The sequence below is a fragment of the Bradyrhizobium elkanii USDA 76 genome, assembly GCF_023278185.1.
Classification (GTDB): domain Bacteria; phylum Pseudomonadota; class Alphaproteobacteria; order Rhizobiales; family Xanthobacteraceae; genus Bradyrhizobium; species Bradyrhizobium elkanii.
In genome coordinates this window covers 8,409,555-8,425,563 of record NZ_CP066356.1, presented here as the reverse complement: position 1 = coordinate 8,425,563, position 16,009 = coordinate 8,409,555, and the positions used below count along the sequence as shown (strand labels likewise).

General features: G+C 60.7%; 17 protein-coding genes and 2 pseudogenes. 7 read left to right on the top strand and 12 right to left on the bottom strand.

Annotated features, from left to right (window positions below; translation table 11 throughout):
* Positions 1–51: 51 nt before the first annotated feature.
* The 6 genes and pseudogenes from JEY66_RS39905 to JEY66_RS39885 all read right to left on the bottom strand — a co-directional run.
* Positions 52–504, bottom strand: a pseudogene (locus tag JEY66_RS39905) (tyrosine-type recombinase/integrase); the annotation flags it as partial.
* Entirely contained in the window at positions 479–1,495 is a 1,017-nt protein-coding gene (locus JEY66_RS39900; protein WP_307724540.1) for a tyrosine-type recombinase/integrase, read from the bottom strand. The gene JEY66_RS39900 and the pseudogene JEY66_RS39905, both read right to left, overlap by 26 nt.
* The gene (locus JEY66_RS39895; RefSeq protein ID WP_018647441.1) at positions 1,485–2,585 is read right to left on the bottom strand and encodes a hypothetical protein; all 1,101 of its coding nucleotides are present in this window, start codon (positions 2,583–2,585) and stop codon (positions 1,485–1,487) included. The genes JEY66_RS39900 and JEY66_RS39895 overlap by 11 nt, the downstream gene beginning before the upstream one ends.
* A gap of 43 nt (positions 2,586–2,628) precedes the next feature.
* The gene (locus JEY66_RS39890) at positions 2,629–3,369 is read right to left on the bottom strand and encodes a nucleotidyl transferase AbiEii/AbiGii toxin family protein (RefSeq protein ID WP_014498610.1); all 741 of its coding nucleotides are present in this window, start codon (positions 3,367–3,369) and stop codon (positions 2,629–2,631) included.
* A complete protein-coding gene (locus tag JEY66_RS45735) occupies positions 3,359–3,676 on the bottom strand; it encodes a nucleotidyl transferase AbiEii/AbiGii toxin family protein (RefSeq protein ID WP_014498609.1) in 318 nt (105 codons plus the stop codon). Before JEY66_RS45735 ends, JEY66_RS39890 begins: the two co-directional genes overlap by 11 nt.
* Positions 3,673–4,338, bottom strand: coding sequence for a DUF6088 family protein (locus JEY66_RS39885; protein WP_014498608.1), 666 nt, complete (start codon positions 4,336–4,338; stop codon positions 3,673–3,675). The genes JEY66_RS45735 and JEY66_RS39885 overlap by 4 nt, the downstream gene beginning before the upstream one ends.
* Before the next feature lie 466 nt (positions 4,339–4,804).
* Here JEY66_RS39885 and JEY66_RS39880 point away from each other — a divergent pair, with 466 nt between their 5' ends.
* The 5 genes and pseudogenes from JEY66_RS39880 (at position 4,805) to JEY66_RS39860 (ending at position 8,634) form a co-directional block, all read left to right on the top strand.
* Positions 4,805–5,689 (top strand): serine/threonine-protein kinase, encoded by an 885-nt coding sequence (locus tag JEY66_RS39880; RefSeq protein WP_014498607.1) that lies wholly within the window; start codon positions 4,805–4,807, stop codon positions 5,687–5,689.
* Positions 5,690–5,843: 154 nt separating this feature from the next.
* A complete protein-coding gene (locus JEY66_RS45730) occupies positions 5,844–6,101 on the top strand; it encodes a Mu transposase domain-containing protein (protein WP_464115855.1) in 258 nt (85 codons plus the stop codon).
* Between the two features lie 261 nt (positions 6,102–6,362).
* A complete protein-coding gene (locus tag JEY66_RS39870) occupies positions 6,363–6,647 on the top strand; it encodes a helix-turn-helix domain-containing protein (RefSeq protein WP_014498605.1) in 285 nt (94 codons plus the stop codon).
* Positions 6,648–7,312: 665 nt separating this feature from the next.
* A pseudogene (locus JEY66_RS39865) lies at positions 7,313–8,207 on the top strand (IS5 family transposase); the annotation flags it as partial.
* Positions 8,208–8,280: 73 nt separating this feature from the next.
* Positions 8,281–8,634 (top strand): hypothetical protein, encoded by a 354-nt coding sequence (locus JEY66_RS39860; RefSeq protein WP_014498603.1) that lies wholly within the window; start codon positions 8,281–8,283, stop codon positions 8,632–8,634.
* A 463-nt stretch (positions 8,635–9,097) separates the two neighbouring features.
* On the opposite strand, the gene JEY66_RS39855 is transcribed toward JEY66_RS39860, so the two are convergent.
* The 6 genes from JEY66_RS39855 to JEY66_RS39830 all read right to left on the bottom strand — a co-directional run bounded on the left by JEY66_RS39855 (position 9,098) and on the right by JEY66_RS39830 (position 13,546).
* Positions 9,098–9,523 (bottom strand): hypothetical protein, encoded by a 426-nt coding sequence (locus JEY66_RS39855; RefSeq protein WP_223153792.1) that lies wholly within the window; start codon positions 9,521–9,523, stop codon positions 9,098–9,100.
* A 146-nt stretch (positions 9,524–9,669) separates the two neighbouring features.
* A complete protein-coding gene (locus JEY66_RS39850; protein ID WP_026192141.1) occupies positions 9,670–10,200 on the bottom strand; it encodes a VOC family protein in 531 nt (176 codons plus the stop codon).
* Between the two features lie 105 nt (positions 10,201–10,305).
* The gene (locus tag JEY66_RS39845) at positions 10,306–11,154 is read right to left on the bottom strand and encodes an alpha/beta fold hydrolase (protein ID WP_011090907.1); all 849 of its coding nucleotides are present in this window, start codon (positions 11,152–11,154) and stop codon (positions 10,306–10,308) included.
* On the bottom strand, positions 11,151–12,029 hold the full coding sequence (locus JEY66_RS39840; RefSeq protein WP_011090906.1) for an oxidoreductase: 879 nt from the start codon (positions 12,027–12,029) through the stop codon (positions 11,151–11,153). Before JEY66_RS39840 ends, JEY66_RS39845 begins: the two co-directional genes overlap by 4 nt.
* Before the next feature lie 104 nt (positions 12,030–12,133).
* Positions 12,134–12,781, bottom strand: coding sequence for a L,D-transpeptidase (locus JEY66_RS39835; RefSeq protein ID WP_014498601.1), 648 nt, complete (start codon positions 12,779–12,781; stop codon positions 12,134–12,136).
* Between the two features lie 159 nt (positions 12,782–12,940).
* Complete coding sequence (locus JEY66_RS39830) at positions 12,941–13,546, bottom strand: TetR/AcrR family transcriptional regulator (protein WP_244423860.1); 606 nt, start codon at positions 13,544–13,546, stop codon at positions 12,941–12,943.
* A 267-nt stretch (positions 13,547–13,813) separates the two neighbouring features.
* On the opposite strand from JEY66_RS39830, the gene JEY66_RS39825 reads away from it, so the two are divergent.
* Entirely contained in the window at positions 13,814–14,398 is a 585-nt protein-coding gene (locus JEY66_RS39825) for a DUF308 domain-containing protein (RefSeq protein WP_009734588.1), read from the top strand.
* A 257-nt stretch (positions 14,399–14,655) separates the two neighbouring features.
* Positions 14,656–15,720: an IS110 family RNA-guided transposase gene (locus JEY66_RS39820; protein WP_011088795.1), complete on the top strand. Its 1,065-nt coding sequence runs from the start codon at positions 14,656–14,658 to the stop codon at positions 15,718–15,720.
* The last annotated feature ends 289 nt before the right edge of the window (positions 15,721–16,009 follow it).

Below are 16,009 nucleotides of genomic sequence, written 5' to 3'. Positions count from 1 at the left end.
AGCGGCGTATCGGTGGGTCGTGGCGACCTGAGCATGGCCAAGCCAAGCCTGAATCGTCAGGAGGTCCACGCCTGACCGGAGAAGCTTCATGGCGAGGGAATGCCGGAAGATGTGCGGCGATATCGGCTTGCCCTCCAAGCTTGGCCTCGTGGACCCGGCCTGGGAGGCGGCACGCCGCACGATGTGTGTCGCGCCGAAACGCGTCAGGCGCTCGTTGTGGACCCCGACGAAGATTGGCCGCGGTTCATGATGGGCGAGGCCGCGTTCGCTCAATAGGTTGGTCAGCGATCGCACCAAATCCTGAGGAATGGGAACGACGCGATCTCGGCGTCCCTTGCCATGAAGCAGCACCTGCGGGCGTCCTCGCTCCAACTGAAGGTCGTTCGCGTTGACGCCGGTCGCTTCGGACACGCGAGCGCCGGTTCTCGCCAAGAAGAGCAGAAAGGCCCGGTCGCGCCGACCGCGGGACGTCGTCTGATCAGGGGCTGCGATGATAGCCTCCACCTCGGCGTTGGTGAGATGATGCGTCACCTCGATGTGGGCCCGTTTGGTGGGGATCCGACGAGCCGGTGAGGTAGTAGGCTGTGTCGCTATAGTTGGCGTGGCCGAGGTAGGTGGCGAGTAAGGGCAGCAGCGCTTGGACGTCCGCGCGCTCGTGGTGCCACAGCCTCAGCCTGGTCACCGCGAACCGGTGCCGGAGATCGTGCGGTCGCAGAGGCTTGCCATTGTCAAGGCCCGCGAGCTTGCGGGCCTTAGCGAAGTTGCTTTGCAAGCCGGTTGCCGACAGACGGCAGCCTCGCGAGCTGAGGAAGAACGCCTCGCCTTTGGGCCTGGGAAACACGGTGTCGCGCTCACGGGCGTATCGACGAAGTTTGGCTGCCTGGGTCGTTGGGTGAACAGGAATCAGGCGGTCTTTACGGAACTTGGTTTTACGGACGAGGATGCCCCCGTTGGTCAGATCGACGTCGCCGCGATCAAGCCTGACCACTTCGCCCGATCGTAACCCCGTGCTGGCCAACAATCCGATTAGCGTCGCCATCGTGCGGCCCCTGAGAGGGGTCCCTGGCGAAATGAAGCTGCATGCGTCGATAAGCGACGTCAGCTCAGCCTCACTTAGGGATGCGCGGCGGCGGAATCGCCCTGGACCACGGGAAAGCTCTGCGCTCCAAGACCTCGGTCTGGGGGTCGTAGACGACCAGGTACTCGTAGAATCGGCGGAGCACGCCGTGACGGACCGCGCGGCTGTCGGCGGCGCCACCGAACGACAGGACGAAGTCCAGCGCCATCGTCCGGGTGGCGGGCGCACCCAGCTGAGATCGCTCGACGTAGCGAACGAAAGCCCGCAGCGTGCCGGCTTCTGGAAGCGGCGACAACAGGTGAGAGGAGGCCTGACTACCTCAAGCAGATTGGTCGCGACGCTCTTTCCAGAGCTCCGATAGTGTGGCGTTAGGTTTACTGAGGCCTTCCGCCGCGGCCCTGTCTTCCTAGAATCCATAGGACCGTTCGGCCCAGCGGAGAAGCACACGCGCATCCCGATCGGGTAAGACCACGCGCTGACTACGCAGGCCCTTGGCGATCGCTTGGCCAACCTCTGGCGCAACTCGATTACCATGGGTCATCAAGAAGAACCAACCAAATGGGACGCCGACCTCACGGTCGATGGCTTCGACGCGATCCATCAGGATATGAACCGAGGCGTCGCCAGCGATCAGCCTCTCTTCCGGCAGATGCCGCGGGCGCGGCACGAATCCGATCTCGCGTGTGCCTTTATCGTCGTAGTCGTAAATGTCGAGCGCCCAGTGCACATAGACCCGCTCGGCCGAAGCGCTTGATTCTTCCCAATCCTGGAAGAAGCGCGTCTCCCGCGGCACGAACTCGAACCAGTCCGGCACCAGTTCAAGAAACGGCGTCTCGGTCGTGCCCTCGCGTGTCGTTTCACGTACCACACGGCGTTCCATCTCTGGCCGCTGCGCCTCGCGCTTCTCGCGCTCGAGGCGGGCACACCGCGTCAGGAAGCTCCGGACATGGACGACGCTGCTGCCTGGGCGCCCAAGCATCCGATAGAGCGGACCAGCGATTACCTTGTCGTCGGACATATCTTCGTGCGTGATCCATGACGGATCGAGTAATTCGCCCTTGCCCCAAGGGCGATATGTCGGATTGACGATCGGCCCGGCACGCCATTCAACTTCCAGACCGAGACGGATTTGCACATAGTCCGCCGCGCCCGGTCCAGTTGGCGCGAAGGCATACACACTGTTGCCGTGCCATTCCGAGATCTGAAGGTCGCTCTCGCGCAGTCGCGTCCAGAGCGCGCCAATGTCGCCATTGTCCTTGGCAAGCTCCGCTTCCATCCACGGCCGGTATTCTGCGATCCGTGTCCCGTCGGCGGCGACCACCGAGCGCGTGTCGCGCCAATACTGCTCGTCAATGCCCGATGTCGAAAACGGAAATCCCGGAAACGCCTCTGTGAGCGCGGCCGCCAGCGCCGCTTCGTCAGATCCGGTCGGAAGACGTGCGAGAACCGCCTCGATCGAGGCGGGATCGGGCAATCGCATTGGGATGTTCTCTGGAGCGTCAGCCATGCCATGATCCTATCATCGGCGGTTGTCGAATTCTGCTCGTTTGCTAGCGCGTCCTATTCACCGCGCGTTCGATCTTTTCCATCGACGCGAGGATTTGCTCGAACCGAGGAGCCTCGCCGAAGATCATTGGCGTCATGTTCGTATAGTCACGCGCGAGCGCGTCGATCATTGCCGCAGTCGGCGCAAGCGCAAACGATCCGGTCACGGCCGAGACGAGATCGTAATCAGGCCGGTTGAAGAACATGAGAGCATGACGGACGCAGTCGGCCCCCAATTCGGCATCTTTGACCGCCGACCGGCCGATGTCGGAGGCGAAGAGGCAATACAGGTCGTAGAAGTGCCGCGAAATGCGCTGGCCTTCCTGGCGCAGCTCACCGCGGCGCTCGAACCAGCGGCGCAGCCCGTGAGCGATCACGATTTTGTCCCAGAACGTGCGCTCGGCGTCGATCGTCGTGACGTTCGGCACCGTCAATTCGAGGCCTGCCACGTCGTCGGCAATGTAAGGACGGATATTCGCCAGGTGGTTCGGGTCAAGCGCCGACTTCGCTCCGGACTCGATCCGGACTGCCGGCCGCACATAGGCCTCGTCGCGCGGTTCAACCTCGGGATACCAGACGAGAAGCGTCTGCCCGTCGGCATCCGACGCGTCGATCTCGAGGCGTCCGCGTCCACTCGTCGCTTCGGCGAGATGTTCGGTCAGGAAGGCGTATAGCGGACCGCTAATATAGCTGCGGCAAGCGTCCCGGATCGCATCCAATCGAGCGCGGCGTTTCTTATTCGACAAGATCGATCTCGAGTTCTTCGACTGAAGCAGACTCGTCGAGATCGTTGCGAAACACCGTTATATCGATGTCTTCGGAAAATCTTTCGATCAGCCCGTATGCCTTCGACAGCGACGTCCCGCCCTTGAAGAGAAGGCGCGGACCTCCTGCGGGCCGTTCGTGATAGAGAGCATTGAGGGTCCAGCAGACCCAAAAATCCTTCTCGACGTTTCCGATCGGCGCACCGAGCCGGTTCGCCGTCGTCAGGAAAAGATCAAGCTTCTCGCCGGGTGCGGCGGAGATGACCTCCTTGTAGGCTGCGCTACTCACGCGTGATCCTCCGCCGCGTCGTCAGGTTCGAGCAAGGGCCTGAGAAAGTCCTGCATCCAGATCGGCATAGCTGAAAGACCTGCACGGAGATCGTCGCGAATCTCCTTTCCATGCTGCGGGTTTGCGAACAGCTTGCTGAGGACGTTCTCTACCGCTTGTCGATCGTCCTTCCCCGCCATCATATCCTGCATCCAATAGAGCGCCTGAACGACGCGCATGCCCGGACGTCCGGCCCAATAAAGACGGCTAGGTGCCGCCGACTTGAAATTGATGACCTGCTTTCCAAGTTTGATCGGCTTCAGGCGAGCGTCGACCAGGACCTCGATGCGCGCCGGCACGGCCGTGGTGAGGCCGAGATCATTCGCGGCAGTCATCCCGTCGACCACGACGCGGGCCTGGTCGCGGCGCGCCACAGCCCTGATGACCGCGCGATAGTCGGGGACCATCGGCTTGCCTGTGAGGTTGCTCTTTCGCGGCCGGTCGTAGAGCCCGCGGTCGATGCGGCGCAACTCGCCAGCCGCAACGAGACGCTGCAACGTCTTGTCGACGGCCGCGCGACTGCCGAGATCAGCGAAATCACCGGGTGTCCATACCTCTGTCGGCGTTGCGTCGATGCGGGCAATGAGCCGCGGGCGGAGGTCTGTGGTCGGTTGATCAAGCATGTCCGAAATATGATGCAAATTTCGGTCGTCGGCAAGATTTGTCCGTCCGAACTATGCAGCATTTTTCGGACGTTCCGTTCCCCAAAGAAGCTCATCCAAGGCGACGAAGAATCAGGCAGTATAGCTATAAGTGGTTGATATAAAAAGTTAATTTGCGGTATTTCTGGCTTAATCTGAACCGGTGCCGGGTGGCTGCCTGCGGCGGCCCCGGCAAGGCGGGTAGCTACCAGAGCGGGTGCGGACGCGGAAGGGCTCGCAGGGGATATTTCAGACATACTGCTGCGACCGGCGGATGCCGGTGACAATTCTTGTTAAATTCAGCTCGCCGAATCAGGCTATCCCGCTGCTCGGGACGTTGCCGACGCAAATTTCGATACCATCGTTAGTTGGCTGCGAATACTGAAAATCATTGCATGTGCAAACGCCCGCCGCGCCAAAGCAGATGCTCCATTTGAGCTCATAGTTGATGCCGAGCACATTGAAAAAACTGCGGCCGTTGACGGATCAGTTCGACCTTGGGGACCAATACCTCTCGGCCCCCGGTGGTGAGCCGCTCAAATCGGCGATCATTTCGGCCCACGACAAGCGCGACGACCAGCCAGTCGTGCTCAAATACTGGCAAAAGACCGGCTCAGCGGTCGACGATGATCTTCGTGAAATTTGGCAGCATGAAATGCGCCAGGCACAGCGTGTGCTCGCCTATCCAGGCGCCGACAAGGTCATCGTCGAACTGCTGCGGTACGGCGAGGCGTCGGATGCCTTCTTTCTGGCCATGCCGCGAGATCTCGCGCCACTCGATACCATGGTCAAGCATGCGCGCCCCGATCACTGGCTGAACAATCTTGATGTCCCGCGCTCGCGCATCGTTCTCTGGCGCAACGCCGAGCGTCTGGCGAAGGCGCTTGAAGCCGTCCACAACCAGGGACTGGTCTATGGCCGTCTCGACAGTTCTTCGGTCTTCACGGCGTCTGCCACAGCGCCCGACTTCCGGCTTGGCAGCTTTGAGTGGTGCGTCCGATTGTCGGAGGCGGACAAAGCGCCGCTCGTCGTCTTTGCGAAATCCGCAGGTGCACCGATTATCATGTCGTTCCTCGACGATTGGCGTGCGCTCGGCCTGTTGCTCGCCGGTCTCCTGAAGCTCGATGCCTCGAGCCTCAGCCGTGGGCTCTCAGCCGTGGAGAACGAATCTGATGCGGCAGGTGAGCGGCTGGCCGTCCTCGAGGCCGGTGAGCGAGACACGCTCAGATGGTTGATCGAGCCTGCGCGCCATCGGGCGGTCGACGCCGAGATTGTTTGCAGACGTATCGGGCGCGCACGAAGGGCGAGACGGAGAATGGCGTCGGCTACGTGAAGAAGAACGCGATCGCCGGTCATTCCTTCCCAAGTTGGGAAGCATTCGAGGCGCATCTCGACAGATGGGAGCGTGATGTTGCGAACGTTCGCATCCAGGGCGCGACCGGCGAGGCGCCCCGATCATCCGCTTTGCGCGTGATGAGATACATCGGTTGAAACCGCTCGGCGGACAGCCGTCGTTCGGACCCTTGCGTGAACTGACCCACGTCGTCGGCAATGATTGCGCCGTCGAGATCGACGCGAACAGCTACTCCGTGCCATGGCGCCTTATTGGCGAGCGCATGGCGGTGACGATCGTGGCCGGGGAAGTGCGGATCCGCCATGGATTGCACCAGGTTGCCGTCCACACTGCAATCGGATGGGCGCCGGCTGCGGGTCGTCGACTCCGCTCATCTCGATGGAGTTGTTAGTCGCAATGGCGCGGTCCGCCCGGCTGAGATCGCGGCGGAGCTGGCGGCGTCCCCACCGCCGTCGTTGTTACGCATGCGCGGCGGCGATCAGGGTGAGACTCTCATCCTGATTGTCGCGCTATATACGCACTCTTGCCGAATACGAAGCCGTGGTCGGAGGAAGCTTAGGCGAGTGTGCGCTGCAGGCGGCTTTCGCGAAGAAATTAATAGCGGGACTATAGCCAGTGGTTTGAAGCCCCGGCTTCATGACATGTTTTACGCATGAAAACTCGTGCGATTGTGGCCTGGAATGTGCGTCGAATCCGCGTAGAGCGAGGTATTTCGCAAGAGAAATTGGCTTACGAAGCGGGGGTTGACCGCTCGTATATGGGGGCTCTTGAGCGGCAATCGAAGAACCCGACAATTGATCTTCTCGAACGCATCGCCGAGACGCTGGACGTTCATTTGTCCGAGTTGTTTATTCGGCCGTCTAAAAGTGCGACGACTCCCAAGACCCTGCCTGGAGGTCGCAAGCCGGCGCGTCCACGTCGCAGGAAGAAGAAATAGTGTAAGCGGCAAGCTGAGGCTGTCGGGCGGCGTCGTTCCATGCGAAGTGACCTCAAGGGACATTCGGCCTTCGACAAAGTCATGCTAGCAATGGACCAAGCGTTTATAGAAGTTCGTGGCTTGTAAGTAGCGTACTGGCTAATCTTCGTTACGGATATATTCCTAATCTCGGCTTAGTCGCGCGACCGAAACCTTCGACGACGAGGACGCTAAAAAGAATGATTTGGCTGACGGATGAGCAACGGGAACGCATCCGCAATCACTTTCTGGAGGAGCGCGCTATCGATAGACGACCGGTCGCAAGCCTACTGCGACGCGCCGGATTCTGGAAGCGGTTCTGCGGAGATCGGCGACCAGGCCCAGGACAGCGATGTGCTTAGCGGCCGTCACGACGACGGGGTACGATAACGTGAATGCTTTGCAAAATGGCGGTTCAGCCCTTCCGCAGGATAATCGCTGAAAGCAACCGCATCATCGGCGTGAACATGAAGTAGGCAGTCGTCCGTTAAGAGCGACCAAGCGACTGATGTGGAATCGTAATCTGACAGACCGGCTTTTTTGCGATTGCAGGGTTTTGATGCTTCAGGGATCGGAACCTTCCAATTTCATTTTCAAGATTCCGTCGAATCGCCAGTCATGATTCCGTGGTCGCATCGGAGGGGGTGATGCGGCCGAAGAAGCAGAAGGCGACGGGATCGGGCGATCTGTTCCGGGCCAGGCTGGACCAGATCATCAATATGAAGCACGAGCTGGTTCAGCTCGCCGGCAGGGTCGACTGGGACTGGATCGATGGGGAGATCGCCCCGCTCTACAGCGAGAACGGCCGGCCAGGCATCGCGACCCGCTTCGTGATTGGGCTGCTGCTGCTCAAGCAGATTTACGGCCTGTCCGACGAAGGGGTGTGCGAGCGCTGGGTCCACGACCCGTATTTCCAGTACTTCACCGGCGAAGAGTTCTTCCAGCATTCATTTCCGCACGAGCGCTCGGACCTGAGCCACTGGCGCAAGCGGCTCGGCGACAAGCTGGAGCTGCTGTTGGCCGAGAGCCTGCGGGTGGCGCACGAAGCCGGCGCGTTACGCAGCCAGGACCTCAAGCGTGTCACGGTCGATACCACCGTGCAGCCGAAGGCGATCACCTTTCCGACCGATGCTAAGCTGCTGCACGCGGCCATCAAGGGGCTCAACCGCATGGCGAGGAAGCACGGGGTCAAGCTGCGGCAGTCCTATCTTCGCGTCGCCAAGACCGCGGCAATGATGGCGGGACGCTACGCCCATGCCAAGCAATTCAGGCGGCATCAGCGGCAGTTGCGCATCCTGCACAGCCGGCTGGGCCGGATCATCCGTACGCATACGACGAGATCCCCGTCGGAGGCGTACGATCATCCGCGATATCGGCCGCAAGATCGAAGGTCGAGCTGTGCTCGAGAACGCCTTCGTCCTCCCGCTCAGCCGCGCTTCGCAGATCCGCTCGCAACAGCAGCGTCAGCGTGGCTGGAAGCATTATTCTTTCCACGCCCCGGAGGTGGAGTGCATCGGCAAGGGCAAGGCAGCCGCGCCTTACAACTCCAGTGAAGAACAGCGCCATTGGCGCACAGTCGCGGCCATTGTCATGAAATCTCAAGGCCGCGTTCTCGATGTGGAAGCTCAGATCCGACGAAGAGCTGAGGGCGCTAAAGTCCGACTTGGCGGACGGCAAGGGAATGACGTTGTTCACTAGGCTCTCGCTTTCGAACGACATCGAGAAGGGAGTGCCGAACAGCCCGGCGAAGAGAACGAGTAGATTCTCAGACAAGTACGACGCCTTTGGGATATGCTTTAGCTTCGCGCCATTGGACGGAGGGCGGTCGATGTTCGCATCGACCGGCAGATTCGTAATCTCGATAGCCGCGGGGCGAGCTGACGGAGGAACCTGCTCCGAGAGAAACGGCAGGATATCGGTCAACGCAACGGCGATCTTCGACCGCACTGCGGAGATCTGCGCAAGATAAGATCCGTAGGCGGTGGCAGGATATTTGATGGGAGCTAGTTCCTTCTGCAAAAATGCTTTTGCTGCATCGGGAAGCACGAAGGAATGTATCTGGGTTTTGTTCATGTCCGGATTCTTCCTATGTATTTGCGATGTCGCTTTCTGGCCACCGCACTACGAGATCCGCTTCGACTGTCCGCCGATCGCCCTCTCGTGCCCAAAGACAACCATGGGCGCCGCAAGAACGTAAAACGATCATTTGTAAACTAGGGTGCGTACTCATAAACTCTGCCGCTGAGAGTAGGCGCACCTATGTCCGCTTGTCCCCCAACAACGGCGCGAAAGCGGACATTGTCGGACTTCCGAGATGGGTCGACGCTTGGCCGCGACCGGCGTCAATGTCAGGAATTTCGTCCACTGGTAAGGCGTATGATCCTGCCAGTCGGAATTGACGAGTTAACGGGATGCATCGCGACATCCGCCTGTCAGAGCGGGGCTCCGATCATTCGGGTAACGTTGGCGTCAGTAAATCGGGGGACATCGTCCATAATTGCGTCGGTGTCGGCGGATGCAAGCGCAGCGTGAAGCGAAGCCTCATCGCGAAACCGATAAAACCCGACGGAAACATCTACCGAATTGACGTCTCGAGGGAAGAAGGCGGCGGCGCTTTCGAGGCCATGCTTCTGCCAGCATGCGAGCGCCAACGGTAGATGCACGTCGACATAATAGTCGCGATCGAAGTATGTGCCGCCGCTGCAGGTCACGACCATTGTTGCATTTGCCATCAGACGACTTTCTACAGAACCTTCGCATTCAGCGCGCGTCCGCTGTTTATGATTGCGATCGATATGTATGTCGGCCGCCGGACGGCCCTTGCCCGGTTTACGCGAACCGTGTGAATCGTCCGGCATCGCGCTGCCCCGCCGATTCGGGCACATATCGAGGATGAGACGGCGGCTTGGACTCTGTTTCGAAAAGACGCGCGGAGGACCGAGCGCCCAGCCGGTGCCGTGCAACCTGCATGTCGACGGCGCGAGCCGGCGCCGTCCCGCTCATCTCAATCCTCGTCTTGCCACCTCCGCAAGGCCGTCTGGTCGTGGTAAGGCATGCGATCTGGCGTGGTGATGAATTCCATCGTGGTGCCCCATGGCATTCGGCAGTAACAGACCTTGTTTCCAAGACCTTTCTCGGTTGCGTAAGGAATCGCGCGCGGCGCGGTGAGGCGTGTGCCTCCGGCCTTTTCGAAGCGCGTGACCGAGGCGTCGATGTCGTCGGTGTAGACACCGAAATGCGTGATGCCGAAGTCGCTCGCTCGGATCGGCTGGGCTTGTTGGGGGCCGTGCATTTCGAACAGCTCGATGTCGGGTCCGGTGCCGATCTTGACCATCGCCTGTCCACGCACGACCGTTCCCGGGAACGCTCCGACGGCCCGCTCGAATTCGGGGCCTTGCCGCGGCGGATCCTGCGGCCCGAAGGACTGATAGATCACCTGGCCGCCGAAAGCTTGCACCAGGAACGATTTCGCGGCTTCTATGTCGGGCACCGTGATGCCGATATGGTTGACGCCGCGGATGATAGGTGTGGTCATGACGGGTTGTCCTTTCTGATTGAATTGATCGATCGTGATGAGTGCGGGGCTCTGTTGCCGCAGTGTCGCGATTTCTCCGGCCCACAACGACACGGGCGCCGAGTTTCAATGGGCTCCGATGAACTCGATCAGAGCGGCTGCGACTGCATCCGGCCGCTCGTCCGCGACATAGTGGCTACAGCGGGCGATCGAGCCGCCCGTTACGTTGCTGGCGAATTCCTCGACCATCGGCACCATATGCGGACCAAAGCGATGATCCCCGCCGAGAGCCAGCACCGGGATCTCGAGCGGTTGCTTCTTGTACTCAAGCGCCGCTGCGTGGTCGGCGGCGAGGGTGCGATACCATTCCATGCCGCCGCGGGTGCGGCCGGGGAGCGCCATTGCTTTGGCGTAGATCTCGACATCCGCCGGATCGAAGCTGCTGTGATCGTAGAACCGCTCGGCCATGAAGCTCGAAACATAGTCGTATTCACGGCCATGGATCAGGCGCTCGGGGAGATCCCGGCTCATGTGGAAACCAAAGTGCCAGAGCGTTGCGATCGTCGCCTCCCATCCGCTCCAGCCGGGAAGCGGAACGTCCAGAACGGCCAGGTGGGTTACGGCCTCTCGATAGACAGCAGCCAGCGGCAAGGCCACCATTCCGCCGATATCATGGCCGCACACTGCGTAGCGTTGATGGCCAAGGGCAGCCATCACTTCGTGCGCGTCGCGCGCCATTGTCGCCTTGTCGTAGCCGCCGAGCGGACAGTCGGAAAAGCCGGCGCCGCGCAGATCGATCGCGACCACGCTGAAATGCGCGGCCAGTTGCGGCATCACATGGTGCCATTCCCACCATGTTTCCGGCCAGCCATGCAGCAGAAGAATCGACGGGCCTGAGCCGCCCGTGACGGCGTTGATCTTGATGCCGTTCACCGGCACCAGCTGTTGGGCAAAACCCTTCAGAGTCGCGATCATGGTCGCTGTCCCGTCGATGTTGACGTTCGATCGGAGCTCGCGACCCGCGTTCCGGGCGGGTCGAAATCGGTAGCGATCGTGATGTCGTGCCAGGCGTCGATATCGCTGCGGAAGGCAGCCAGCTTTCGCTCGGCGGCAGCATGCGCGACCGGGCCGAGCGGCAGGTGAAGCGGGGCGTCGTCGTCGTCGACGGCGCGCAGGATCACTGCGATCGCCTTGTCGGGGTCGCCCGCCTGATTGCCGTTATTGGTTTCGCGATAGTGCCTGCGCGAGGTCCCGGCATATTCCGGCATCTCGTTGGCGGCGACTGTGATCGAACGGCCGAGGAAATCGGTGCGAAACGGCCCAGGCTCCACGATCAGCACTCGGATGCCGAACGGCTTCAACTCGCTGGCGAGCGCTTCGGAAATCCCTTCCACGGCGAACTTGGCGGCGTTGTAGTAACCGCCGCCTCCGCCGCCCGAGATGCCGGCGACGGACGACATATTGACGATCGCTCCGCCCGAGCGCCGCATGACGGGCAGGGCGGCTCTGGTGGCTTCGATCAAACCGAAGAGGTTTACCTCGAACATCGGCCGGTATTCGTCAGACGTCCCCTCCTCAATCGCGCCATGCAGTCCGTATCCGGCATTGTTGACGAGCACGTCGAACCCGCCGAAGGTCTCGACCGCTTTTGCGACCGCGGCCTTGGCTGCCGCCGCATCGGTCACGTCCAGTGGCACGGTGATCATGCGGCCGTCGAAAGGCTCGGCCATATCCTCGATCGTCTTGACACTGCGGGCCGTCGCGACGACCTGATCGCCGCGCTCCGCCGCCGCGAGCGCGAGCCGCTGGCCGAAGCCGCTTGAGCAGCCTGTGATGAGCCAAGTCTTCATGCTTTCTTCTCCGAGTTGTTATCAGACGATGCAAATCGTTCGCCGCTATTGCGACCCGTGATATCGGCCAAGGCCGACCGACTCTCTGCGATCAGAGGCCATGCTCAAGAACTCACCGCTCGGCCGCCCTGGATGACGACGACGCGGCTGCCGATCTTGACCCGGCTATAGAGATCGATGATGTCTTGGTTGATGAGTCGAATGCATCCGCTCGAAACGGCGCGACCGATCGTCTCCGGCTCGGTCGTCCCATGAATGCGGAACATCGTGTCCCGTTCGCCCTGAAAGAGGTACAGCGCGCGTGGTCCAAGGGGATTGCCAAGCCCGCCGGCCATTCCGCTGGCGAGATGGCCATAGCGCGCAGGCTCCCGATTCATCATGTTCTTGGTCGGAGTCCAATGCGGCCATTCCGCCTTTCGCCTAATGGTCGCGGTGCCTGCGAAAGCGAGACCATCCTTGCCAACGCCAATGCCGTAGCGCATGGCCTTTCCGTCGCCCTCGACAAGATAGAGCTGATGAGCAGCCGTATCGATGACAATCGTCCCGACAGGCTCATTCGTCGTATAGTCCACGCGCTGGCGCAACATCGCCGGATCGACGCCGGATATGTCGACGGCTGGTAAGGTGTAAACTCCGTCGACGAGTTGCGCGTACTCACTCGGCGTGCTGATGATATCGGCCTCGACGAGGCCGCTGCGACTGGCACAACCCGAGAGAACGATCGCCATTGCACCGAATACCGAGAACCGCATAGAGCGCCTGGCATCTGAGTTCCTCATATCGAACCGTAACCTTCGCCGCAGTCCAATCGGTGACTCTGTTGCTGATATCCGAACATTGAAGCTCCCAGGAAAGCCAAGCGTGCCATCGGCACAACTGCAATAGGAACCAATTGGTTCCTAATTTTGCTTTTAAAAAAGCATCTCCATCAGGAGATCGGCATCTTTCAGCATCTCGTCGCGGCGTGATCCAACTTTACCAAGCACCCGCATGCCTTGTGCATGTGAGACGATAAAGTGCGCGATGACTTCAGGATCGGACCTATTGGCGATTTCGCCGGCGGCCTGTCCTTTCGCGATCGTTGCAGCGAACAGGGCTTGAAGCCTGGAGAAAAGACGCTTGATCACCTCTGCGATGTCGGGATCTCCCGGCAACATCTCGGCAGCCGTCAACACACCGAAACAACCGCGCACCCCTTTTTTCCCAGACGACAAATCCGCATACCGCACCAACGCGTTGCGGATTGCCGCCTTCGGCGAGGGGGCTGATCGCAGAACCTCCTGGACGTTTCGTACGCCATCGTCGGTGTAGAACTCGAGGGCGCGCAGGAAGACAGATTTCTTGTCACCGAAAGCCTTGTAGAAGCTGCCCTTCGAAAGCTGCATTCCGGCAAGCAGATCAGGCAACGATGCGTCGTGAAACCCACGATCCCAAAAGATTTGCATCGCTCGCCTCACCGCCTCGTCGAGATCGAATTCACGGGGGCGTCCCACAGGAAGTTTGGTATTGATGGTCATCATACGGGCAATATAAACCAAACGGTTCCTAATTGCAATAGTCGATTTATATGCAGGCCTGCGTTGCTCAGGCTGTGAGGACCGTCCAAAATTTTCGTTCGGCCTCAGTAACGGCTCCCGGCATCGCCTCGTAGTTGGTTACATCCTGTCCGACGCCGCCTCGCAAAGGAGGCGAAACGACAATCATGATGCTTCCCCTCTGCTACGCCGTGGCGTGAAAACATAATGACCAGGCGGACGGGTAACTGCCATCCAGGAAGAGACCACATGACGCTCAGCACTACACGTCCTTCTCCGAAAGCCAATGCCTGGCTCAAGCGCTACTATTTCATTCGCTCTGCCGTCGCGGCTCTATGGGCGGTTGCGGCCTTGACGATCGCCAGAGACCGTTCCCATCTCGCGGCCATCCTGCTGGTTGCCTATCCCTTGTGGGATGCCCTCGCCAACTATCTCGACGCGCAACGCAGCAGTGGGCTTGCTTCGAGCAAGAGCCAGATGGTCAATGTCATCATTAGCATTATTACTGCAATAGCGGTCACCATCGCGCTGACGCGGAGCATGAATGCCGTGCTTTTGATCTTCGGGGCATGGGCGGTCGTCGCGGGGCTTCTTCAGCTTGCGACCGGCGTGGGCCGCTGGGGATCGGCCGGCGCACAATGGGCGATGATCCTCAGCGGCGCACAGTCGGCGCTGGCGGGGTGCTTCTTCGTCTACCGGGCGGGGGTTGTTACCAATGTCGGGATTAGTGACGTTGCCGGCTACGCCGCGTTCGGTGCCTTCTACTTTATGGTTTCGGCCGTTTGGCTATGGAGCACCGGCTTGCGTCGCTCTTCTGTGCAAACCACTGCGTAGCACACGTTTGACGGACCTTCATCATGAAGGACCGGCAGCTGTCTTCGATACCGCCGGTTAGCCGATTGATGGTCCCCGCATCAGCCGTCAGGACGGCCCAGCCATCGCGCTGGCGCCGTCCTATCGAGAAAGATCACCACGTTGGCTACTTCGCGGGGCTCGGCGCAACGCCTCAGATCTGCTAATGGGATGGTCCGGCCGTGCTCCTGCCCCGCCAGCGATAAGCTGGCCAGGGGCGCCAAGACAAGGAGCACGCCATGTCCCAGACACCCAGTACTGCGATCGCCGTGATCGGCATCGATATCGGCAAAAACTCGTTCCACGTCGTGGGCCACGATACGCGCGGCGCCATCGTGCTGCGGCAAAAGTGGTCGCGTGGCCAGGTGGAGGCGCGGCTCGCCAATATGCAGCCTTGCCTGATCGGCATGGAAGCCTGCGTCGGCGCACATCATTTGAGCCGCAAACTCGCATCGCTAGGTCACGATGCCAGGTTGATGCCGGCCAAATATGTCCGCCCTTATAGCAAAGGACCGAAGAACGACTTCAATGATGCCGAAGCGATTGCCGAAGCCGTGCAACGCCCGACGATGAAGTTCGTGGCGACCAAGACCGCGGAGCAACTGGATCTGCAGGCGCTGCATCGGGTGCGCGAGCGGCTGGTGTCGCAACGCACCGGCATCATCAACCAGATTCGCGCCTTCATGCTGGAACGCGGGATCGCGGTGCGCCAGGGTATCGGCTTCCTGCGCACAGAACTGCCCACCATCCTTGCCACGCGCACCGATGCCCTGTCGCCACGCATGTTGCGTGTCATCGAGGAGTTGGCAGGCGACTGGCGCCGGCTGGATCAGCGCATCGATAGCCTCTCCGGCGAGATCGAAGCACTGGCCCGTCAAGATCAGGCATGTTCGCGCCTGATGACGGTGCCTGGCATCGGGCCGATCATTTCGAGCGCCATGGTAGCCGCGATCGGCACTGGAGACGTCTTCTCCAAAGGCCGTGACTTCGGCGCCTGGCTCGGACTGGTGCCCAAGCAGATCTCGACGGGAGACCGCACGATCCTCGGCAAAATCTCAAGGCGCGGCAATCGCTACCTGCGCGTTCTGTTCGTGCAGGCGGCATGGGTGGTGCTGGTCAGGATCAAGAACTGGGAACGTTACGGACTCAGATCCTGGATCGAAGCCGCCAAGAAGCGATTGCACCACAACGTGCTAGCGATCGCACTCGCCAACAAGCTTGCCCGCATCGCCTGGGCGGTGCTGGCTAAAGGACGCGCCTTCGAGCTGACAAGGACCAACGATGCAGACGTCCAATCCGCTTGATCGTCGCGCCGTGCTCGGGGCGGTCAAGGCGCGGCCTGGCAACGCCGGAGCCAGCCGCAAGCAAAGCGCAACGGCCGGCCTTGACCGCCCGTGCGCGCGACGCGACGCACGTCCTGCGGGCCGGGACGAAGGAACGGCCCCCGGCTCGAACACAGGAACTGCGAGGTAGGAGGAGCAAGCGATGACGTAACCCCATCAACAGGTTCCAGCCAAGGTCTGCGAGAGGATGAGACGAGATGGAGGTTCGGTCTTCCCGGCGCATGCGAACACTGGTGACCCAAATGGCCCA